Source organism: Streptomyces diastatochromogenes, from assembly GCF_002242805.1.
In the GTDB taxonomy this organism is placed as follows: Bacteria; Actinomycetota; Actinomycetes; order Streptomycetales; family Streptomycetaceae; genus Streptomyces; species Streptomyces diastatochromogenes.
Genome location: NZ_MCGQ01000009.1, coordinates 69,943 through 88,919, shown reverse-complemented (window position 1 = coordinate 88,919; position 18,977 = coordinate 69,943). Strand labels below are relative to the sequence as shown.

Genomic DNA, 18,977 nt, shown 5'->3' with positions numbered 1-18,977 from the left:
CCAGCCTAGTTAGGCTCCGGCCGTCCGGAACACGCGTGTGCCCACTGTCACGGCGAGCCCTGCGAAGCCGACCGCGACGAGTACGCCGTACAGCATGTGCGCGCTCGTGTACTGGCCGACGTACGCGTCGCGCACCGCGTCCACCAGATAGCGGAACGGGACGAAGTGCGAGAGCACGTCCAGCCAGGTGGGGGCGAGGGCCATCGGGAGCATCAGGCCGGACAGGAGCATCGACGGCATCGACACCGCGTTGATCAGGGGGCCGAACTCCTGCGGGGTGCGGACCTTCATGCCCAGCGCGTACGACAGCGAGGCCAGCGAGAGCGTGAGCAGGGCGACGAACGCGAAGCCGATGAGGATGCCCGCAAGGGGTGCGCGCAGGCCCATCACCACCGCGGCGAGTACCAGCAGCACCGCCTGGAAGACGAAGACCGTGGCGTCCCGCAGCACCCGGCCCAGGAGCAGGGCGAGCCGGCTGACGGGCGTCACGCGCATCCGCTCCACCACCCCCTGGGCGTTCTCCATGATGATCGTGAAGCCCGCGAACAGCGCCCCGAACAGCCCGAGTTGGAGCAGCAGCCCGGGCACGAGAACCTGCCAGGAGCTGCCCTGCTCGCCGAGCGGCAGGTCGGTGAGGAGCGGGCCGAAGAAGAGGAGATAGAGGAGCGGGGTCAGCACGCCGAAGAGCAGCGCGAAGCGGGAGCGCAGGGACTGGCGGAGGTAGCGGCCGTAGACGAGGGCGGTGTCGTGAAGAAGCATCTCTCTGATTCCGTGAGCGGTCCGATGAGGCCTATACGGCGACGGGGGCGGCGTCGGCCGGGGCAGGCCCGCGGCCGGTGATGGCGAGGAAGGTGTCCTGGAGGGTGGCGTCGATCGAGCCGCCGTGCGCCAGCTTGAGCGCGCTCGGCGTGCCCTCGGCCGCGACGACACCCCGGTCGACGACGACCAGCCGGTCGGCGAGGGCGTCGGCCTCGTCCAGGTAGTGGGTGGTCAGGAACACCGTGGTCCCGTGCTCGTCGCGCAGCCGGCGCACCAGGTCCCACAGGTCGGCCCGGCTGCCGGGGTCGAGCCCGGTCGTCGGTTCGTCCAGGAACAGCACCTTGGGGCGGTGGGTGAGCGCCATGGCGATGTCGAGCCGCCGCCGCTGCCCACCGGAGAGCGCGGCCGTCTTCCGGTCGAGCAGCTCGGTGAGGTCCAGCTCCCGGGCGAGTTCCGCGGCGCGTACGACCGCCTCCGCCTTCGACAGGCGGTACATCCGCCCCTGGGTGACCAGCTCCTCCCGGACGGTGATCTGCGGGTCCACCCCGCCGGACTGGGCGACGTACCCGGAGACCCGGCGCACCCCGCCCGGGTCGGTCGCCAGGTCGTACCCGGCGACCGTGGCCGCGCCGCCGGTGGGCTTCAGCAGGGTGGTGAGCATCCGCAGGGTGGTCGTCTTGCCCGCGCCGTTGGGGCCGAGGAAGCCGAGGATCTCGCCCTCGCGGACGGTGAGGTCGATGCACCGTACGGCCTCCACGGGGCCGGACTTCGTCTGGAAGGTGCGGGCCAGTCCGGCCGCGCTGATGACTGCTGCCATGCCCACAGAAAAACAGAGTCCCTGAAATTTTGCAATGACACCAAGTTTTCAGTGGGCCCAGCAAAGTTAGGATGCAGGCATGGCTGAGGGACTCAGGGAGCGGAAGAAACGGCAGACCAGGCAGTACATCTCGGATGTCGCCACGGGGCTGTTCATGGAGCGCGGATTCGACGCGGTCACGGTCGCGGAGATCGCCGAAGCGGCCAACGTCTCCGTCAACACCGTCTACAACTACTTCCCGGCCAAGGAGGACCTCTTCTTCGACCGCTCCGCCGGCATGGCCGACCGGCTCGCCCGCTGGGTCCGCGGCCGGGACGCGGGGGAGTCCGCCGCGCGCGCCGTCCTGCGTGAGCTGCGCGGAGAGGTCGAGGCGGTCTCGCCCCGGGTGGGCCTGATGGAGGGGTACGACCGCTTCATGCGCGTCATCCACGAGGCGCCGCCGCTGCGCTCCCGGCTGTGGAGCCTGCAGCAGGAGATCCATGACAACGTGGAGGCGGTGCTGCGCGAGGAGACCGGCGCCGCCACCGACGATCCGCTGCCGGATCTGATGGCTGGTCAGATCTGCTGGATCCATCAGGCGGTCTTCGTCGCCATCGGCCGGGAGATGCTCGGTGGGCGCAAACCGGCCGAAGTGTCACGAGAGGTACTCGTTCTCCTCGACGACATCGAGGACCTGTTGAGCGAACGGGTCCTCGGCTATGCGGTGCGTACGGCAGACCGGATGCCGTGAACTCTGCCGGTATCAGGCAATGCTGAGGCAGCCAGGGCCTTGGTAGCGTCCCCGCTTCGACGGGCACAGGGGGCGGGCGGCATGGGAGCAGACGGCAGATCCGATGTGCCGAAGGGCGACCGCGCTGTGCTGCTCGCCCTTCCGTTCGGCACCTTCGGCACGGGGCTGACCGTCGGCTCCGTGCTGACCTTCGGAGATCTCTCCGGGCGGGGACCGGGTTGGTTCGCCCTCGTCGGTCTGTTCGGGACGCTGTTCACCATTCCCCTGCTGGCCCGCGCCATCGGCACCGACCGCCGCTTCGCCCTCGTCGGCCTCCTCGCCGGAGGGGTGCTCTGCGCCGGACTGATGTACGCCGTCACCGGCGAGGACGCGCCGACCGTGTGGCGGGCGGCTCATGACGACCCCGGCAGCGCCAAGGCCGTGGGCAGTTGGCGGGACGGCGACCTCGTCGTACGCGTTCGGCTCGACCGGCTCACCGCGTACCGTGTCCCGGACGGCACCGTCGCCTGGCGGTGGACGCCGCCCGGCCGTGACGTGGTGTGCGCGATGAGCCGCACTACCGACGCGCACACCAGCCTGGTCGGCCACGCCCCGGAGGACGGCGACTGCGACCAGGTGACAGCGCTGCGGCTGGATTCCGGCAAGCCGCTCTGGACGGACCCGATCGCCCCGTGGAACGACATGGCCGGCGAATACACGAGCCGACCGGACGTCGTCGCGGTGGGCAACGGCACGGCCGTCCTGCCGACCCGCTCCGGCTGGCGAGCGGTGGGCCTGGCCGACGGCCACGAGCGGTGGAGCGCCCGGGCCGACGGGTCCTGCGCGCCTCTCCTGACGTCCACCGGGAGTGCGGAGGCCGTGGTCACGGTCGCGTACTGCGGCACCGACCGGCCACCGGTGCTCCACACCTACGCGGCCGGCACCGGCCGGAGCGGGCTGCGCGTGCGACTGCCCGCGCGAGGCGCCCCGGACGAGCTGATCGTCCTGGCCTCCGACCCCCTCACGGTCTGGGTCAAGGAGAGCACGATACGGGGGACACAGGCCGTTCTGCGCTACGACCGCAGGGGCAAACTCAGCACTACGATCCCGCTCAGAACGGGAGCCCTCGAACTCCGCGCCACGCCCAGCGCGGGCACGCTCGACAGGCCTGCCTTCGCCGTCCGCCCAGCACGCACGGCGGTCGTCAGCGGCGACACACTCATCACGTCCGGAGTGCGCCCCGGCGACAGGCACATCAGCAGCGGACACGGTGGGACCAGCGTGAGCTACGGCGGCCGCCTGGTGGCCTACTCACTGACCGACGGACACGAGGTGTGGAGGGCGGGAACACGGTCCTGGGTGCAGGCCCTGACCGTCCACGGAGACCAGGTCTGGGTGCTCAGCGGAGACCAACTCGCACAGGTCGCCCCGGACACCGGCCGCTTCGTGCACGACATCCTGCTGCACTCCCTGGCCCCCGATACCTACACCTCCCCGGACCTGTGGGTCACCGGAGGCGGGCGGACGTACGCCATCGTCAACGAGGACGGCACCGAGGGCCAGCGTCCCGTGGGCGTCGCCCGCCTGCGGTAGCGCGCCGCTAGCGGAACGATCCGTCCCTGACGGCGCCGACGAACGACGACCAGGATCCGGTGGCGAAGACGAGGGCGGGGGCGGCGGGGGTCTTGCTGTCACGGACGGGGACGGCGGAGGGGATGGTGTCGGAGACTTCGACGCAATCGCCGCCGCTCGTGTTGCTGTAGCTGCTCTTGCGCCAGGTCACGCCGCTCAGGTCGATGGCTCGCACGGCATTTCCTCCAACATCCGCAGGATGAACTTGTGCGACTCGGCATCGTACCTACGCTGCAACTCCTCAACTGAGGCGTTGTCTTCGACCAGTTCGCCGCGCAGGTCGTTCTCGGTGTAGGCGACTGTGCGACCGTCCGCCAAGTGCTCCAACTGCTCCCGCCAGGCTCCCGCGTCGCGCAGTGAAGTGCGCAGCACCGCCTCGGAGAGGATGACTCGGAACAATGGAGGGTCCGCGCTCTCCAGCAGCTGGCGCCGTCCCAGGCGTGTCTCGACCTGCTGGTCCAGCTCGTGGTTCGGATCCCCCACGGCCATCTCCCACATCGCCAGCAGCAGTCCAGGCGTGCCGTAATACTCGTCCAGCGCCTCGGCGACCTCCGGACTGCCCATCGTCTCCCCGCTCTCCAGCTTCTTGAAGAGCGACGGATCCCAGCCGACCGCGTTGGCCAGTCCGCGTAGGCGCTCCTGTAGCCACCCGAGCACGTAGCGTATCGAGCCGGACGTGATCACCATCGGTCTTCGAGGGCGGCGCGGGCGTAACGGTCGAGGGAGAGGCATCGGGCCGGACTCTGGCCAGTGACGTACGGGATCGTTTCCGCAAGGTCCAGGCCGCACAGCTCGGCCAGCACCACGACGTCCATCTGGTCGTGGGGCAGGCGGGTGATGGCATCGAAGCGCCTCACCAGGTCGGGCAGGACCACCACGCGGCCCGGAACGCTCTCGTGGACCTCGCCGGTGGAGAAGACGGCGGCGCGCAGGTCCGGATGGCCGTCGCGATGGGCTGCGCGGACCAGTACGCGGGAACGCAGCAGATGCCAGGCGTGGCGGCGGAGGTTCTCGTCGCCGGCCGCGGTCTCCCAGGACAGCCACAGCAGGTCGAAGGTCTCGTCGACCGCACAGCGGGCGCGGGCGTCGCTCAGCAGGAACATGCGCGCATAGGCGGTGTAAGCGGCGCGCACGCTCCCGCTGAAGGCCCGGAGGGCAAGCGGCGGTGTCTCGGGTTCGCAGGCGACCTGCTGGATGCGGTGCCGGATCCAGCCGAGTTCTTTGTGCGCCTCGCGCGCCGCCGCGGCCCACAGGCGGAGCATCGGCTGGACCGGCAGGCCGAGTACGCGTATCACGCTGAAGGTGATCTCCCAGGCGGGGTAGTAGCCGTTGCCGCGCAGGAGTTCGCTGATCCGGGTCTTGGAGTATCCGGAGCGGTCCGCGAGGTCGTCCAGGGTGAGGTCGCGGAGGCGGACGGCGTCGCGCACCGGCTCCAGCCAGGCCCGGTGCGTGAGGCCGGCGGTTTCGGAGATCGGGCCCGGCTTGCGGCCCCGTCGGCCGACGGCCCTCGGTGCGAGCGGCCGGCCGCTGCCTGCGGCCCGGGTCATCGCGGCGGCTCCTCACCGCCGGTGCCGGTCGCAGTGGGGCCGTCAGGCGTGCGGGAACCGTCGGACCCGCTCAGCGCCTGGACGATCTGCTGCACGAGCAGGCCCAGGGACGGGAGCAGAGTGGCCATGGCCGCGACCTGCCCCAGCACGGTCATCACCGTGCTCCACGTGAGGACCGTCACCAGAACGGCGACGGTCACCACCTTCTTACTCGCCATCTCACATCGATTCCGTGAGCAGAGAACACTCCAACTGCCCTCCTGGAAAGCGTTGTTAAGACGCCATCAGGAGGAGACGTCAGCATGACCCGGCTGCGGCCCACCACGCCACGTGATCACGGGGTTACGGAACAATGCGGGAAAAGAGCCGGGGCTCGCTACCCCGCGCCACCCTGTGCGCGGGGCGCGAACCGCCGCCGAATCAACCCATTGGGCGGAAAAGGGACTACGCGGACACCGGTCGAACATCGGTGGAGAGGCGCCCAATTGGGTGGCGGTTACCGCTGCCGGTGTGATGTCCGTCAGTTGAGACGTGACGCGCGTTACTTACCGCTCACACAGCGGCTCCGGAGCGCTATGGTCCGCCGGAGAAGCAGACTTGGAGCGCGTTCAAAGGAGTCGGAGTGGCACGGAAGCTCGCCGTCATCGGGGCCGGTCTCATGGGGTCCGGCATCGCCCAGGTCGCCGCGCAGGCGGGCTGGGACGTCGTTCTGCGCGACGTCACCGACGAGGCACTGAGGCGTGGCACCGACGGCATCAAGGCTTCGTACGACAAGTTCGTGAGCAAGGGGAAGATGGAGGCGCACGACGCCGACACCGCCCTGGCCCGTATCACCGCGACCACCGACCTGGACGCCGCCGCCGACGCCGACATCGTCGTGGAGGCCGTCTTCGAGAAGCTGGAGGTCAAGCACGAGATCTTCCGCGCGCTCGACAAGATCGTGCGCCCGGACGCCGTGCTCGCCTCCAACACCTCCGCCATCCCGATCACCAAGATCGCGGCGGCCACCGAGCACCCCGAGCGGGTCGTCGGTGTGCACTTCTTCTCGCCGGTGCCGATGATGCAGCTCGTCGAGCTCGTCCGCGGCTACAAGACCAGCGACGAAACCCTCGCCACCGCGCGGGAGTTCGCCGAGTCCGTCGGCAAGACCTGCATCGTCGTCAACCGGGACGTCGCCGGGTTCGTGACCACCCGGCTCATCTCCGCCCTCGTCGTCGAGGCGACCAAGCTCTACGAGTCCGGCGTCGCGACCGCCGAGGACATCGACCTCGCCTGCAAGCTGGGCTTCGGCCACGCCATGGGCCCGCTGGCCACCGCCGACCTGACCGGCGTGGACATCCTGCTGCACGCCACCAGCAACATCTACACCGAGTCCCAGGACGAGAAGTTCGCCCCGCCGGAGCTGATGCGCCGGATGGTGGACGCCGGTGACATCGGACGCAAGAGCGGGCAGGGCTTCTACAAGTACTGATCCGTACACGACCGGACGCACGCCCCGGGAGTGTCACTCCCGGGGGTGAATTCGGTATCGGTTCGCTTACAAGCAGCAACCGCTCTGCCGCTCAGGCAGTCAGACGTTGCACAGCAACAGCACGAGCACCGTCACGGAGTACGCCACACCGCACTCAACGGGAGCGCATATGCACATCAGGGGCGACCACGCCGAGCTGGTCGTCGGGGGCCGCCTCGACGTCCGCAGCGCGGCGGACGCCCGTACGGTTCTGCACTCGGCCGTCGACACCGGAGTCGGCGACCTGGTGCTCGACCTGTCCGAACTGGACTCCTGGGACGCCACCGGACTCGGGGTGATCATGGGTGCCCACCGGCGGGCCGGCCGCTGCGGGCGCCGTCTGGTGCTGCGCCGTGTCCCGCCGCAGATGCAACGCCTGCTGGTGGCCACCCGGCTGCACCGCATCCTCGCCATCGAGGGCGGCATCGGCGTGGAGTCGCTGCCCCGCGTGTAACGCCCTTATCGGGTGTGAACCGGGCGACGGGGGAGACCCGGACGCAGTTGCCGAACCGTACGTCGAGGGCAATCCTCATCGGACTGTGATGTCTCGGACCGCGCGGCACCCCGCCCTGTCGTAGATACTGTGCGAAGGTTTAGGGTTCGGTCGCCCGCTGCCTCGTAACCCTCGATCGAGCGGGCCCGGACCAGAAGCGACAGCGCGGTGTGCAGCAGGCCGGGAGGGGCCGGTATTTGCCAGGGCACACAACGCTTTTGGGGGGCTTGAACCCATGGACCCGATCACTCCGGGACCCGAGGAGCACGGCCAGGCTCCGAGCCGCCGCCCTCCCCGGGAATCCCTCACCTCCGATTTCGGCCAGAGCACGCCCGGGCTCGCCCGTACGGCGCAGCTCGTCTCCGGCGACTTCCTGTTGACCGTCAACCCGGTCGACGGCAGTGAGATAGAGGCCTGCCCGCCCCACGAACGGCCGGGCCGGCCGCGCAAGCGGACCGCCGCCGAGCGCGCCGAGACCGAGCGTGCCGCCCGGCCGCCGGTGCCACCGGGCCCGGCGCAGCCCACGCTCGCCCTCCTCGAACGGCAGGACGAACGCGAGCGCCTGGTCCGTCTCCTGGCCCGCGGCCGCTCCGTGCGCCTCACCGGTCCCGGGGGCTCCGGCCGCACCGCCCTGCTCGACCTGGTCGGCGAGGACTGCCTGGACCTCGCACCGGACGGCGTGGTCCGCCTCACCGGCTTCCACCGCACGGGCACCGACCTCCTCCAGGACCTCTTCCACGCCGTCTACGACGCTCCCCTGCACCGTCCCGACCAGGAGCAGTTGCTCGCCCTGGTGCGGGAGATCGGCGCGGTCGTCGTCGTGGACGACCTGGAGTTCGGCGGCGCCGCACTCGACGAGCTGCTGGACGCCACCCCGGAGTGCGCCTTCCTGCTCGGCGCCACCCCGGACGTCCCCGCGCCCTCCGCCGACTCCGAGGTCGAGGAGGTCTTCCTCACCGGCCTGGACCGCGCGGCCGGCGTGGAGATCCTGGAGCGTGCCGTCAGCCGGGTCCTCACCGAGGAGGAGTCCAACTGGGCCGGCGACCTGTGGTTCGAGTCCGAGGGACTGCCGCTGCGGTTCGTCCAGGCCGGCGCCCTGCTCCGGCAGCGCGACCAGCTGCGCGCCAGCACCGGCGCGGTGGACGAGTACGGCGTCTTCGAGGACGTACGCATTCCCGTCGAGGCACCCCTGGACACGGCGGAGGCGGAGGACGTCCCGCTGCCGTCCCTCGGCGAGGCCGCCGCGCCCGCGCCGCTGCTCGCCTCCCGGCTCAGCGCCTCCGCCCGCGCCACCCTCCGCTTCGCCGTCGCCCTCGGCGGCGAGGTGCCGCACCAGGCGCACCTGCCCGCGCTGGTCGGCGACACCCACGCGGACGCCGCGCTCGGTGAACTCGCGGGCTGCGGACTGGTCTCTCCGGTCGGCTCCCGGTACCGCCTCGCGGCGGGCGTGCTGACCCAGCTGGAGGCCGCCGGGTACGCCGACGACGCCCCGGCGCAGGCCCTCGCCGCCGCCGAGCACTACACCTGGTGGGCCGGGCACCCCTCGGTCACGCCCGAGCGGGTGTCCGCCGAGGCCGACGCGGTCCTCGCCGCGCTCGCGGTCGTGGTGCCCGCCACCCTGCCTCCGGTCGAGGGCGAGGAGAGCGTCGCGGTACGACTCGCCCGTACGGCCGCGCCCGCCTTCGCCGTCGGGCTGCACTGGAGCGCCTGGGAGCGGGCGCTGCGGTCCGGCGCCGAGGCCTCCCGGCTCTCCGGTGAGGTCTCCGAACAGGCCTTCTTCCACCACGAGTTGGGCATCCTCGCGCTCTGCGGCGGGCAGCTCGACCGGGCCCGCGCCGAGCTGGAGGCCTCGGGCGGTCTGCGCGGGGCGCTCGCCGACAAGCGGGGCACCGTCGCCGGGCGCCGGGCCCTGGCCCTGGTCGCCGACCTCACGGGCGACGTGCCCGGGCCGATGGCGGGCGACGAGATACCGGACGCCCGGCACGAGGAGTCGGCGTCGCCGCCCGGCGGGGTACCGGCTCCCTACCCACTGCCGTACATCCCCGCTGACGACACCCTGGTCACGCACCGGCCCCCGGCTCTCAAGTCCGTGGGCGGCATCCGCCGGCTGGCCCGCCGCAACATGGTCGCGGCCGGCTCCGGCGCCCTGCTCGCCGCTGTCCTCGGCACGGTCGTCACGCTCGGCATGACGTCCCACGAGAACGCGGACAAGAACCCGGCCGGGCAGGTCGGCGTCAACCCGTCCGCGAGCCAGGGCCTGGACGACGGCAGCCTGGGCGCGGACCCGAAGAAGGACGACAGCTCGCCCGGCCACACCGGAACGCCTTCCGGCAGCCCGACGGACCCGGGCCCGGACGGCACCTCGGACGCCCCGACCCCGTCGGCGACGGCGCCTTCGGCGAGCCCGACCGGTACGCGGGGGACGGGCGGCGGGGGTACGACTCCCTCCCCGTCCAAGTCGCAGACGACGAAGCCCGGCTCACCGAGGCCGACGAGGACGACGCCGTCGGCCACACCGACCAGCTCCTCGCCGACCCCCACCCCCACGCCCACCCCGACCCCGACGCAGACGGAAACGACCCCGTCGACCACCAACTCGGCCAGCGGCCCGCCGTCATCGAGCAGCCCTGCCGACAGCTCCGCCCCGGTGATGTAGGGGCGAGCAGAATTTCTCCGCCGCGACGCTGCTCGACCACATACGGGTCGAGCGCCGTCGCGGCGGGAATGGGGTTGCCGGTCGCTGTGAGGGGCTGTCGGCGTGCTGTGGCGGAGCGCCCCGCTCAGAACAGCCGCAGCTTGTCGTCCTCGATGCCGCGCATGGCGTCGTAGTCGAGGACCTGGCAGTTGATGCCGCGGTCCGTGGCGAGGACCCGGGCCTGGGGCTTGATCTCCTGGGCCGCGAAGATGCCGCGGACCGGGGCGAGATGCGGGTCGCGGTTCAACAGTTCGAGGTAGCGCGTGAGTTGCTCCACGCCGTCGATCTCACCGCGGCGCTTGATCTCCACCGCGACCGTCTGCCCGTCCGCGTCCCGGCACAGGATGTCCACCGGGCCGATCGCGGTCATGTACTCGCGGCGGATCAGGGAGTAGCCCTCGCCCAGCGTCTCGATGCGGTCGGCGAGCAGCTCCTGCAGGTGCGCTTCCACGCCGTCCTTGATCAGACCGGGGTCCACGCCCAGTTCGTGCGAGGAGTCGTGGAGGATCTCCTCCATCGTGATGATCAGTTTCTCGCCCGCTTTGTTGACGACGGTCCACACGCCCTCGTCCTCGCCCGTGCCCTCCTTGAGCGTGCAGGGCGGCGACATCCAGTTGAGGGGCTTGTAGGCCCGGTCGTCCGCGTGGATGGAGACGCTGCCGTCCGCCTTGACCAGGATCAGGCGGGGCGCCGAGGGCAGGTGGGCGGTGAGCCGGCCGGCGTAGTCGACCGAGCATCGGGCAATGACGAGACGCATGGTCGGCAACGCTACTCGACACACACGGGTGCACGCGATTCGCCCTCCTCGCCGCCCGCCCCGACCGTCAACCGGGACCCCGTGGGTCACCCCATTCATCCTGGAAACTCTTGTTCATCCCTGGCCGATTGTGTGCCTAAAGGGGCCGTTCCATATACGCATTCTGCTGGTGTGGTCACCGACCGTTGCCTACCGTAGTAAACGGGAGGTCGCGATCTGTGTACTGAGCGTGTTCGAAATCGCGAACTTCCCTTTCTGTCAGGCAACCCCTGCTCGTCGGGGGTGCGAGAGGAGAACCCATGTCGCTCGACGTCTCACCGGCCCTACTCGAACAGGCCGAGCGAGGCGAGGTCGACGAAGCAGAATTCGTCGACTGCGTCCGGACCTCCCTGCCCTATGCGTGGGAGATGATCAGCTCCCTGGTGGCCCAGCTGAAGGTGGACGGCGGATCCTTCGCCGACAACCAGACGCCCCCGCCGGACGAGCAGGCGCGCGGTCAGCTGTTGCGTGCGCTCGCGAGTGACGCCATACGCGGCGCGCTGCAGCGGCACTTCGGTGTGCGGCTGGCCTTCCAGAACTGCCATCGGGTGGCGGTGTTCCCGCTCGACGCCTCGGCGGACGAGAGGTTGGCCCGCTTCACCTCGGTGCGCAGCCAGTTGCTGAACCAGTCGCCGGAGCTTCGGGACTGCTGACGCGCGGCTTCCGTGCTTCCGACGCAGTGAGCTTCTCGCTTGCCGCTCCACCCGGGGGAGGTGCGTTCGTGCTGGGGCGGCAAGCGCCCGACGGCAGAAGGGAGTCGGCAGCCGGTCAGCGCAGCTGGGGCAGTACCTCGGCGCCCAGGCGCCGCAGGTTCTCCTCCGTCGCCGCGAGGTCGCCCGACCCCTCGACGAGCAGGGCGAACCGGGAGATTCCGGTGCGCTCCGAGGTGGCCGCGAGCCGGTCGGCGGCCAGTCGCGGGGTGCCCACCGGGTGCAGCCCGCAGAGCAGTTCGGTGTACGCGAGCGGATCCCGCATCGCACGCATCCGGCCATCGACCGTCACATGGGCTTCGAGGCCCTGTTTCAGCCACCCCGGCATCGCCTTCAGCAGCGTCTCCGCCGCTTCCGTGCGCCGGTCCGCGATCTGGCAGACGCCGGCCGAGACATGCGCCGCACCGGCGATCTCCTCGGCCGGCCGTCCCGCGGCCCGCGCGAACTGCCGCCACAGGGCGACCATCTCGGCCTTTTCCTCGTCCCCGACGTGCATGCCGAGCAGCATCGGCAGCCCGCGCTCGGCGGCCAGCCGCACGCTGCTCGGCGAGGTGCAGGCGACGACGACCTCGGGCCCGGGGAGGTCCGTCAGCTCGTCCGACGGGCGGGGCACGACGGGCACCTCCCGGAAGGAGAACCGTTTACCCGAGGCCGACACCGACGGTTCGCGCAGCCAGCGCACCAGCAGATCGAGTGATTCCGGGAACCCGTGCTCGTACGCGTCGAGGCCCGTGCCGAACACCTCCAGGTCCACCCACGGCCCGCCGCGCCCCACGCCCAGCGTGAACCGTCCGCCGCTCGTCATATGCAGCAGCGCGGCCTGTTCGCCGAGGGCGACCGGGTGCGCGGTGGGCAGTACGCTGACCGCCGTGCCGACCCGGATGCGCCGGGTGCGGCCGAGCAGTAACGCGGCCAGGGTGACCGCGGACGGACAGGTGCCGTACGGCACGAAGTGGTGCTCGGCCAGCCACACCGTGTCCAGACCGGCCTCCTCGGAGACCTCCGCCGAGCGGACCGCCCGGTGCAGGGCTTCCCCCGGGCCCTGGCCCGGGAACTGGGCCGCCAGCACAAAACTTCCTACGTGCATCGCTCTTCCTGCTTCCTTGGCTCCGACCGGAGCTCCCCCACCCGGCATAACCGTCTGACACGTGCCGAGGACACGGCCTGGCGGAGGGATTTGCGGATTGTCTGCAGAATGGGCCGCCCGGGAGGGGGACTTGTACGGGTTGGTGCGCTACGCGTACCCCGCTGGGGGCCGCGTAGGCTGGATGCAGCCCGTGCTTCCTGTATAGCTCCGAGAGGTGTCCCGTGTCCCCGCGTCGCAACCGACCGAAGGCAGCCGACTCGTCCGGCCGGAGCGCCGAGGACGACCGGACCGGCCGGTACGGCGGCTGGCAGTCGACGGAGAGCTGGCAGGGCGAGGAGTGGAGCGTGCGCCATGTCGCCGGGGCGAGCGCGGAGGGCAAGACCTACCGCTGCCCCGGCTGCGACCAGATGATCCCCTCCGGTGTTCCGCACGTGGTGGCCTGGCCGGAGCACTCGGGCGTCGACGACCGCCGCCACTGGCACAAGGCGTGCTGGAACGCGAAGGACCGCCGCACCACGCGGGTGCAGCGGTCCCGTAACGCGCCGAAGTTCTGAGCTACACGTCCCGGCTCTGCAGCAGCGCGTAGGCGCCGGCGTACGCCGCGGCCGTCACGCCGAGGATGATCCACAGAGGGTCCCAGCCCGTCGGGCCGGACGAGCTCAGGGTGTTGTCGTAGAAGACGCCCATCTGGCTCGGGATCGAGTACTCCAGCAGTGCCTTCTGCACCTTCTCCAGTGACGACGCGTTCATGAACAGCGCGATCACCAGCGGGGCGAGCACCGCGCCGATCATGATCGTGATGGCGCCCGCGGAGTGCCGGATGATCGAGCCGACGAGCAGCGACAGCAGCCCGAGCAGAGCGATGTAGAGGCTGATGCCGACCGTGGCCTTCAGCCACTCCCCGCCGGACGGGGTGCTCGCGCCGTGGCCCTTCAGCATGGACGCGTGCACCATCGCCACGAACGACACGGTGACCAGCGTCACCACGAAGGCGATGACGAAGAACACGATCGACTTGGCGGCCAGCACCCGGCCCCGGCTGGGGCACGCGGTCATCGTCGTACGGATCATGCCCGTGCCGTACTCGGAGGCCGTGGTCAGCACGCCGAGCGTGATGATGCACATCATGCCGATCAGCAGACCGAAGAAGCCGAGGGTCAGCGGGCTCTGACCGGACAGGTCGCCGGAGCCGCTGACCGCGAAACCGGCCAGCAGGCCGATGCCGACCACGAGCAGGATGAAGACACCGAGCGTCCACATCGTCGAACGCACCGACCTGATCTTCGTCCACTCGGACGCCAGGGCGTGCCCGAGGTGGGTGCGCACGACCGGGATCGGCGAGTTGTAGCCGGGGTACGGACCGCCCGGCGCCGCCTGCCACTCGGGCGCGGCTGCCGGTGCCTGCGGCATCGGGGGCTGGTGGGTGCTCATCGGGCGTCCTCGGACTTGGTCAGGTCGGCGGCGGGGGCCGCGGGAGCGGGCTGGGACGGTTCTGCGGCCGGAACCGGGGGAGCGGCCACCGGAGGCTGACCCTGCGGGGCCGCGTACGGGTTGGGCGCACCCGCGCCCGGAGCGCCGTACGCGCCGGCGGGCGCACCGCCGTACGGCCCCGAGGGCGGCGTCGGCATCGCGAACGGCTGCCCGCCCTGCTGGGGCGGCGGCGGGGCGTACCAGCCCGGCTGGCCCTGACCGGGCACCGGCATGGGCGGCTGGGCGCCGGGCGGCGGCTGCTGCTGCAGGCTCGCCTTCTGGTCGATGGTCGAGCGGTAGTCGACGGCGCCCTGGGTCATCCGCATGTACGCCTCCTCCAGCGAGGCCTGGTGCGGCGACAGCTCCCACAGCCGTACGCCCGCCTCGTACGCGAGGTCGCTGATGCGGGGCAGCGGCAGCCCGGTCACGCGCAGCGCGCCGTCCTGCTCCGGGAGCACATGGCCGCCCGCCTCCGTGAGCGCGGAGGACAACTTCTCGCGCAGCTGGGGCTCGGTGTCCGGGGTGCGCACCCGCGCGAAGTCGGCGGAGTTGGCCGAGATGAAGTCCGTCACGCTCATGTCGGCGAGCAGCTGGCCGCGCCCGATCACGATGAGGTGGTCGGCGGTCAGCGCCATCTCGCTCATCAGGTGCGAGGAGACGAAGACCGTACGGCCCTCGGCCGCGAGCGCCTTCATCAGGTTGCGCACCCAGAGGATGCCCTCGGGGTCGAGGCCGTTGACCGGCTCGTCGAAGAGCAGCACCTGGGGGTCGCCGAGCAGCGCGGCGGCGATGCCGAGGCGCTGGCCCATGCCGAGCGAGAAGCCCTTGGAGCGCTTCCTCGCCACCTCCTGGAGGCCGACGACCCCGAGCACCTCGTCCACCCGCCGGGCCGGGATGCCCGACAGCTGGGCGAGGCTCAGCAGGTGGTTGCGGGCGGCCCGGCCGCCGTGCACCGCCTTGGCGTCGAGCAGCGCGCCCACCTGGCGGGGGGCGTTGGGCAGCTTGCGGTACGGATAGCCGCCGATGGTCACCGTGCCGGACGTCGGGTTGTCCAGCCCCAGGATCATCCGCATGGTCGTCGACTTGCCCGAGCCGTTGGGCCCGAGGAAGCCGGTCACGGCACCCGGTCGCACCTGGAAGGAAAGGTTGTACACGGCGGTCTTGTCGCCGTAGCGCTTGGTAAGGCCTACAGCCTCGATCATGCTCCGCACCCATCGAAAGGTTCAGGACAGCAGGGCACACGCCCCCGTAAGGGTTAGGAGGATATCCGGGCGCTGACGGTTCCGGCCAAGAGAAAGTAAAGCTATGCGTCCCGCTTCCGGAGCACCGCGTAACCGCCGACGAGGGCCGCGATCACCCACAGCACCATGATCCCGAGGCCGCCCCAGGGCCCGTAGGGGGTGTCGTCGTCGATGCGCGGGACCACCTGCATGATCCGGCTGCCGGCCTGGTCCGGCAGATACCGGCCGATCTTCTTGGTCGCGTCGACATTGCCGAGGATGTTCGAGATCAGGAAGAAGAACGGCATCAGGATGCCGAGCGAGAGCATCGGCGAGCGCAGCATCGCGGCGACACCCATGGAGAACATCGCGATGAGCGCCATGTAGAGCCCGCCGCCGAGCACCGCGCGCAGCACACCGGGGTCGCCGATCCCGGTCCCGAGGGAGCCGAGCATCGCCTGCCCGAGGAAGAACGCGGCGAAGCTGGTGACCATGCCGACGGCCAGGGCGAGTGCGGTGGCCACGGCGATCTTGCTGAACAGGAAGGTGGCGCGCTGCGGTACGGCGGCCAGCGAGACACGGATCATGCCGGTGCTGTACTCGTTGGAGACGACGAGCACCCCGAAGACGATCAGCGCGAGCTGGCCGAGGGTCATGCCCGCGAAGCTGATCACCGTCGGGTCGAAGGAGAGCCGCTCCCGCACGGGCATGTTGTCGTACTGGCTCCTCGACAGCGCGGAGATGAGCACCCCGAGGGCGAGCGTGACCACCACGGCGAGCGACAGCGTCCACACCGTGGAGGCGACGGACCGGATCTTGGTCCATTCCGAGCGGATGACCTGAACTGCTGCCATCGGCTTCAGGCCCCCTTCCAGCCGGCGCCCCAGTCCCGCGGGACGGGAGCGGGCGCGGCGTGCGCGTGGTACTCCACCGACTCCGCCGTCAGCTGCATGAACGCCTCCTCCAGCGAGGCCTGCTGCGGGCTCAGTTCGTGCAGCACGATCCCGTACCGCGTGGCCAGCTCCCCGATCCGCTCGGCCTTGCCGCCCGCCACCTCCAGTGCGTCGCCGCCGGCCTCGACGACGGTCACGCCGTCCTCGTGCAGCACGTCCAGCAGCCGCTCACGCTGCGGAGAACGGATCCGTACGTAACTGCGCGCGTTCTCCCGGATGAAGTCCGCCATGGAGGTGTCGGCGAGCAGCCGCCCCTGCCCGATGACCACCAGATGATCGGCGGTCAGCGCCATCTCGCTCATCAGATGACTCGACACGAACACGGTCCGCCCCTGCGCGGCCAGCGACTTCATCAGGTTCCGGATCCAGTGGATGCCCTCGGGGTCGAGCCCGTTGACCGGCTCGTCGAACATCAGGATCCGCGGATCACCGAGCAGCGCGGCCGCGATCCCGAGCCGCTGGCCCATGCCGTACGAGAACCCCTTGGCCTTCTTCCGGGCCACGGCCGTCAGCCCCACGGTGTCCAGCACCTCGGCCACCCGGCGCGTGGGGATGCCGTTGCTCTGCGCGAGGCACAGCAGGTGGTTGTAGGCGCTCCGGCCGCCGTGCACCGCGTTGGCGTCGAGCAGCGCGCCGATGTACGTCATCGGGTCCCTGAGCTGGTCGTAGTGCTTGCCGTCGATCCGCACGTCACCGGCGGTGGGGTGGTCGAGCCCGAGGATCATCCGCATGGTGGTGGACTTCCCGGCCCCGTTGGGTCCGAGGAACCCGGTCACGATGCCAGGGCTGACCGCGAAGGTGAGGTGGTCCACCGCCACCTTCTCGCCGTACCGCTTGGTCAGCCCCGCCAGCTCGATCATGCGGCCACGCTAAGACGGGTGTTGGGCGGCTGCCACCCGGGAGGGCAAACGGATTCCGGCACCCTGGCCTCCCCGGTACCTTGATCAGCGGGGGCGGTGCTGGGGAGCGCCGGAGAACAGAACAAGGGCGGGGGCGACAGTGGTTGAGGACAGCAGACCGCGCACGCAGCGGAGCGCTGTGTGGGCGGGGCCGGCGGTCGTGGCGGCGGGGGCAGCGGTCGGGCTCGCGGTGGAGTTCCACGCGCTGGGGTGGACGTCCATTCCCGGCGGCGAGTGCGGCGGTGACGCAGCGCCCTGCCCGGAGGGCACCACACCCACCATCATCCTGGCGTTCGTGCTGACCTTCGTCGGCCTCGGCCTCCTGGTCCGTGCGATCCAGTCATTCACCGAACGGCGTCCCGGCAAGGTGCTGCCCGCCGTCCTCGCCGTCGCGGGCGTGCTGCTCGCGCTCTGGCCCGGCTGGCAGGCGTTCCTGTGGATGCGCGGCCCCGTTCTCGATGCCGCCTGGCAGGTCGGGCGGGACCGGCCGGCGACCGTACGGGCGCAGGGCGTGTGGACCGTGGGCCGGGACGCCTCGACCGTCGTCCGGGTGCGCGACGACGCGCTCGTCTCGTACGACTCCCATGACGGCGACCGCCGCTGGACGCTGCGCGCCCCCGTGCGGGAGTCGGTGTGCGGGATGAGCGAGCGCGTCGTCGACGGCGTCGGCCTGGTCGCCTTCGCGCGCTACAAGAAACCCTGCGACACGGTGTGGGGCGTCGACACCCGCACCGGCCGCAAGCTGTGGGAGCGGCACATCAAGGGCGTCGCCCGGTTCACCGCCGGAAGCGACAGCCTGCTCGCAGCCGACGGAGACGTGGCCCTCGTGCTGACCGACACGGGTGTCCAGGCGTACGGCCTGGCCGACGGCCGACCGCGCTGGAGCGCCGACCTGCGGCGGAAGCACCGTGACGGCGAGGGGTGCGCGCCGAACGTCGTCTCCGCCACCGGCGGCACCACCACGGTCGTGGTGACGTGCGAGACGGCGGACGGCGGCAGCGGACAGCTGGTGACCCTGGACAACGCCACCGGCAAGCGGCGCGGCAGCCAGGACCTGCCCATCGAGAGCCCCGCCGACACGGTCATGGTGCTCTCCGCCGACCCCTTCACCCTCCTGCTGAAGGAGAGCGACAAGCGCGGCGTCGCGGCTGTCCTGGCCTACCCGGACCACGGCGACCCGGTGCGGATCCCCCTCACCGGCGACGACGAGGACCTCACGCCCCTTCCGGACACCTACGACACCTTCACCGCGCGGCCCGCGCTGTGGGCCGGCATCCGTCAGGACACGCTCGTCGTCGCCACCACCAAACCGGGCGCCTCCTCGCCCGACCGCGTCTCGGGCTACGCGCTGCGCGACGGCCGGCACCTGTGGCACGCCGACCTCGACGGTGTCGCCGCACTGGCCCCCGCCGGCCCCGACCGGGTGGCGGTGCTCGGGAACGGTCGGCTGCGGACGCTCGACACGGCCGACGGACACCGCGTCGGCGAGGCCGACGGCACCACGGTGCGCACCGGCAGCTACGGCACCGGCGGCCAGCTGCTGCGGGCAGGTGACACCTGGGTGGTCGTCAACGGGGACGGCACCGACGACCCGCCCCTCCTGGGACTGCGCTAGACACACGGAAGGGGCGGCGGGACCGAGTCCCACCGCCCCTCACGGTGTCGTACGACTACCGGTGC

The 18,977-nt window shown here is 71.0% G+C and carries 20 protein-coding genes; 8 read left to right on the top strand and 12 right to left on the bottom strand.

Annotated features, from left to right (window positions below; genetic code table 11):
• Window positions 1-9: 9 nt before the first annotated feature.
• On the bottom strand, window positions 10-759 hold the full coding sequence (locus BEK98_RS10025; RefSeq protein WP_094216082.1) for an ABC transporter permease: 750 nt from the start codon (window positions 757-759) through the stop codon (window positions 10-12).
• A gap of 31 nt (window positions 760-790) precedes the next feature.
• On the bottom strand, window positions 791-1,576 hold the full coding sequence (locus tag BEK98_RS10020) for an ABC transporter ATP-binding protein (RefSeq protein WP_094216081.1): 786 nt from the start codon (window positions 1,574-1,576) through the stop codon (window positions 791-793).
• A gap of 79 nt (window positions 1,577-1,655) precedes the next feature.
• On the opposite strand from BEK98_RS10020, the gene BEK98_RS10015 reads away from it, so the two are divergent.
• Both BEK98_RS10015 and BEK98_RS10010 read left to right on the top strand, forming a co-directional pair.
• Complete coding sequence (locus BEK98_RS10015) at window positions 1,656-2,306, top strand: TetR/AcrR family transcriptional regulator (protein WP_094216080.1); 651 nt, start codon at window positions 1,656-1,658, stop codon at window positions 2,304-2,306.
• A gap of 81 nt (window positions 2,307-2,387) precedes the next feature.
• The gene (locus BEK98_RS10010) at window positions 2,388-3,878 is read left to right on the top strand and encodes an outer membrane protein assembly factor BamB family protein (protein ID WP_107428266.1); all 1,491 of its coding nucleotides are present in this window, start codon (window positions 2,388-2,390) and stop codon (window positions 3,876-3,878) included.
• A 7-nt stretch (window positions 3,879-3,885) separates the two neighbouring features.
• On the opposite strand, the gene BEK98_RS10005 is transcribed toward BEK98_RS10010, so the two are convergent.
• Genes BEK98_RS10005 through BEK98_RS09990 form a run of 4 tightly spaced genes read right to left on the bottom strand, consistent with a single transcriptional unit; the run spans window position 3,886 to window position 5,682 of the window.
• A complete protein-coding gene (locus BEK98_RS10005; protein ID WP_094216078.1) occupies window positions 3,886-4,092 on the bottom strand; it encodes a DUF397 domain-containing protein in 207 nt (68 codons plus the stop codon).
• Window positions 4,074-4,649 carry a Scr1 family TA system antitoxin-like transcriptional regulator gene (locus BEK98_RS10000; protein ID WP_167444123.1) on the bottom strand — a complete coding sequence of 192 codons (576 nt, stop codon included), beginning with the start codon at window positions 4,647-4,649 and terminating at the stop codon, window positions 4,074-4,076. The genes BEK98_RS10005 and BEK98_RS10000 overlap by 19 nt, the downstream gene beginning before the upstream one ends.
• On the bottom strand, window positions 4,598-5,464 hold the full coding sequence (locus tag BEK98_RS09995) for a helix-turn-helix transcriptional regulator (RefSeq protein ID WP_094216076.1): 867 nt from the start codon (window positions 5,462-5,464) through the stop codon (window positions 4,598-4,600). The genes BEK98_RS10000 and BEK98_RS09995 overlap by 52 nt, the downstream gene beginning before the upstream one ends.
• Complete coding sequence (locus tag BEK98_RS09990) at window positions 5,461-5,682, bottom strand: hypothetical protein (protein ID WP_094216075.1); 222 nt, start codon at window positions 5,680-5,682, stop codon at window positions 5,461-5,463. The genes BEK98_RS09995 and BEK98_RS09990 overlap by 4 nt, the downstream gene beginning before the upstream one ends.
• 404 nt (window positions 5,683-6,086) lie before the next feature.
• Here BEK98_RS09990 and BEK98_RS09985 point away from each other — a divergent pair, with 404 nt between their 5' ends.
• From BEK98_RS09985 to BEK98_RS09975, 3 genes are all read left to right on the top strand, one after another.
• Window positions 6,087-6,935 carry a 3-hydroxyacyl-CoA dehydrogenase family protein gene (locus tag BEK98_RS09985; protein ID WP_094216074.1) on the top strand — a complete coding sequence of 283 codons (849 nt, stop codon included), beginning with the start codon at window positions 6,087-6,089 and terminating at the stop codon, window positions 6,933-6,935.
• Between the two features lie 169 nt (window positions 6,936-7,104).
• A complete protein-coding gene (locus BEK98_RS09980) occupies window positions 7,105-7,428 on the top strand; it encodes an STAS domain-containing protein (protein WP_094216073.1) in 324 nt (107 codons plus the stop codon).
• 274 nt (window positions 7,429-7,702) lie between these two features.
• Window positions 7,703-10,123 carry an ATP-binding protein gene (locus BEK98_RS09975; protein WP_094216072.1) on the top strand — a complete coding sequence of 807 codons (2,421 nt, stop codon included), beginning with the start codon at window positions 7,703-7,705 and terminating at the stop codon, window positions 10,121-10,123.
• Between the two features lie 124 nt (window positions 10,124-10,247).
• Here the strand turns inward: BEK98_RS09975 and nucS are convergent, their stop codons facing one another.
• The gene (gene nucS / locus BEK98_RS09970; protein WP_094216071.1) at window positions 10,248-10,919 is read right to left on the bottom strand and encodes an endonuclease NucS; all 672 of its coding nucleotides are present in this window, start codon (window positions 10,917-10,919) and stop codon (window positions 10,248-10,250) included.
• Between the two features lie 299 nt (window positions 10,920-11,218).
• On the opposite strand from nucS, the gene BEK98_RS09965 reads away from it, so the two are divergent.
• Window positions 11,219-11,611: an SCO5389 family protein gene (locus BEK98_RS09965; protein WP_094216070.1), complete on the top strand. Its 393-nt coding sequence runs from the start codon at window positions 11,219-11,221 to the stop codon at window positions 11,609-11,611.
• A gap of 115 nt (window positions 11,612-11,726) precedes the next feature.
• Here the strand turns inward: BEK98_RS09965 and BEK98_RS09960 are convergent, their stop codons facing one another.
• Window positions 11,727-12,755, bottom strand: coding sequence for an LLM class flavin-dependent oxidoreductase (locus tag BEK98_RS09960; RefSeq protein ID WP_094216069.1), 1,029 nt, complete (start codon window positions 12,753-12,755; stop codon window positions 11,727-11,729).
• A gap of 221 nt (window positions 12,756-12,976) precedes the next feature.
• On the opposite strand from BEK98_RS09960, the gene BEK98_RS09955 reads away from it, so the two are divergent.
• Window positions 12,977-13,309 carry an ATP/GTP-binding protein gene (locus BEK98_RS09955; protein ID WP_094216068.1) on the top strand — a complete coding sequence of 111 codons (333 nt, stop codon included), beginning with the start codon at window positions 12,977-12,979 and terminating at the stop codon, window positions 13,307-13,309.
• Between the two features lies 1 nt (window position 13,310).
• On the opposite strand, the gene BEK98_RS09950 is transcribed toward BEK98_RS09955, so the two are convergent.
• From BEK98_RS09950 to BEK98_RS09935, 4 genes are all read right to left on the bottom strand, one after another.
• The gene (locus tag BEK98_RS09950) at window positions 13,311-14,186 is read right to left on the bottom strand and encodes an ABC transporter permease (RefSeq protein WP_094216067.1); all 876 of its coding nucleotides are present in this window, start codon (window positions 14,184-14,186) and stop codon (window positions 13,311-13,313) included.
• Window positions 14,183-15,427 carry an ABC transporter ATP-binding protein gene (locus BEK98_RS09945; RefSeq protein WP_094216066.1) on the bottom strand — a complete coding sequence of 415 codons (1,245 nt, stop codon included), beginning with the start codon at window positions 15,425-15,427 and terminating at the stop codon, window positions 14,183-14,185. Before BEK98_RS09945 ends, BEK98_RS09950 begins: the two co-directional genes overlap by 4 nt.
• Before the next feature lie 101 nt (window positions 15,428-15,528).
• Window positions 15,529-16,299: an ABC transporter permease gene (locus BEK98_RS09940; protein WP_094216065.1), complete on the bottom strand. Its 771-nt coding sequence runs from the start codon at window positions 16,297-16,299 to the stop codon at window positions 15,529-15,531.
• Window positions 16,300-16,304: 5 nt separating this feature from the next.
• Window positions 16,305-17,258 (bottom strand): ABC transporter ATP-binding protein, encoded by a 954-nt coding sequence (locus tag BEK98_RS09935; RefSeq protein ID WP_094216064.1) that lies wholly within the window; start codon window positions 17,256-17,258, stop codon window positions 16,305-16,307.
• Window positions 17,259-17,457: 199 nt separating this feature from the next.
• Here BEK98_RS09935 and BEK98_RS09930 point away from each other — a divergent pair, with 199 nt between their 5' ends.
• Entirely contained in the window at window positions 17,458-18,912 is a 1,455-nt protein-coding gene (locus tag BEK98_RS09930; protein WP_279635457.1) for an outer membrane protein assembly factor BamB family protein, read from the top strand.
• Window positions 18,913-18,977 lie beyond the last annotated feature (65 nt).

Bases quoted from the DNA above. Each gene is read 5' to 3' on its own strand.
- BEK98_RS10025 (WP_094216082.1), bottom strand. From the start codon at position 759: ATGCTTCTTCACGACACCGCCCTCGTCTACGGCCGCTACCTCCGCCAG.
- BEK98_RS10020 (WP_094216081.1), bottom strand. From the start codon at position 1,576: ATGGCAGCAGTCATCAGCGCGGCCGGACTGGCCCGCACCTTCCAGACG.
- BEK98_RS10015 (WP_094216080.1), top strand. From the start codon at position 1,656: ATGGCTGAGGGACTCAGGGAGCGGAAGAAACGGCAGACCAGGCAGTAC.
- BEK98_RS10010 (WP_107428266.1), top strand. From the start codon at position 2,388: ATGGGAGCAGACGGCAGATCCGATGTGCCGAAGGGCGACCGCGCTGTG.
- BEK98_RS10000 (WP_167444123.1), bottom strand. From the start codon at position 4,649: ATGCCTCTCCCTCGACCGTTACGCCCGCGCCGCCCTCGAAGACCGATG.
- BEK98_RS09995 (WP_094216076.1), bottom strand. From the start codon at position 5,464: ATGACCCGGGCCGCAGGCAGCGGCCGGCCGCTCGCACCGAGGGCCGTC.
- BEK98_RS09990 (WP_094216075.1), bottom strand. From the start codon at position 5,682: ATGGCGAGTAAGAAGGTGGTGACCGTCGCCGTTCTGGTGACGGTCCTC.
- BEK98_RS09980 (WP_094216073.1), top strand. From the start codon at position 7,105: ATGCACATCAGGGGCGACCACGCCGAGCTGGTCGTCGGGGGCCGCCTC.
- BEK98_RS09975 (WP_094216072.1), top strand. From the start codon at position 7,703: ATGGACCCGATCACTCCGGGACCCGAGGAGCACGGCCAGGCTCCGAGC.
- nucS (WP_094216071.1), bottom strand. From the start codon at position 10,919: ATGCGTCTCGTCATTGCCCGATGCTCGGTCGACTACGCCGGCCGGCTC.
- BEK98_RS09965 (WP_094216070.1), top strand. From the start codon at position 11,219: ATGTCGCTCGACGTCTCACCGGCCCTACTCGAACAGGCCGAGCGAGGC.
- BEK98_RS09960 (WP_094216069.1), bottom strand. From the start codon at position 12,755: ATGCACGTAGGAAGTTTTGTGCTGGCGGCCCAGTTCCCGGGCCAGGGC.
- BEK98_RS09950 (WP_094216067.1), bottom strand. From the start codon at position 14,186: ATGAGCACCCACCAGCCCCCGATGCCGCAGGCACCGGCAGCCGCGCCC.
- BEK98_RS09945 (WP_094216066.1), bottom strand. From the start codon at position 15,427: ATGATCGAGGCTGTAGGCCTTACCAAGCGCTACGGCGACAAGACCGCC.
- BEK98_RS09940 (WP_094216065.1), bottom strand. From the start codon at position 16,299: ATGGCAGCAGTTCAGGTCATCCGCTCGGAATGGACCAAGATCCGGTCC.
- BEK98_RS09935 (WP_094216064.1), bottom strand. From the start codon at position 17,258: ATGATCGAGCTGGCGGGGCTGACCAAGCGGTACGGCGAGAAGGTGGCG.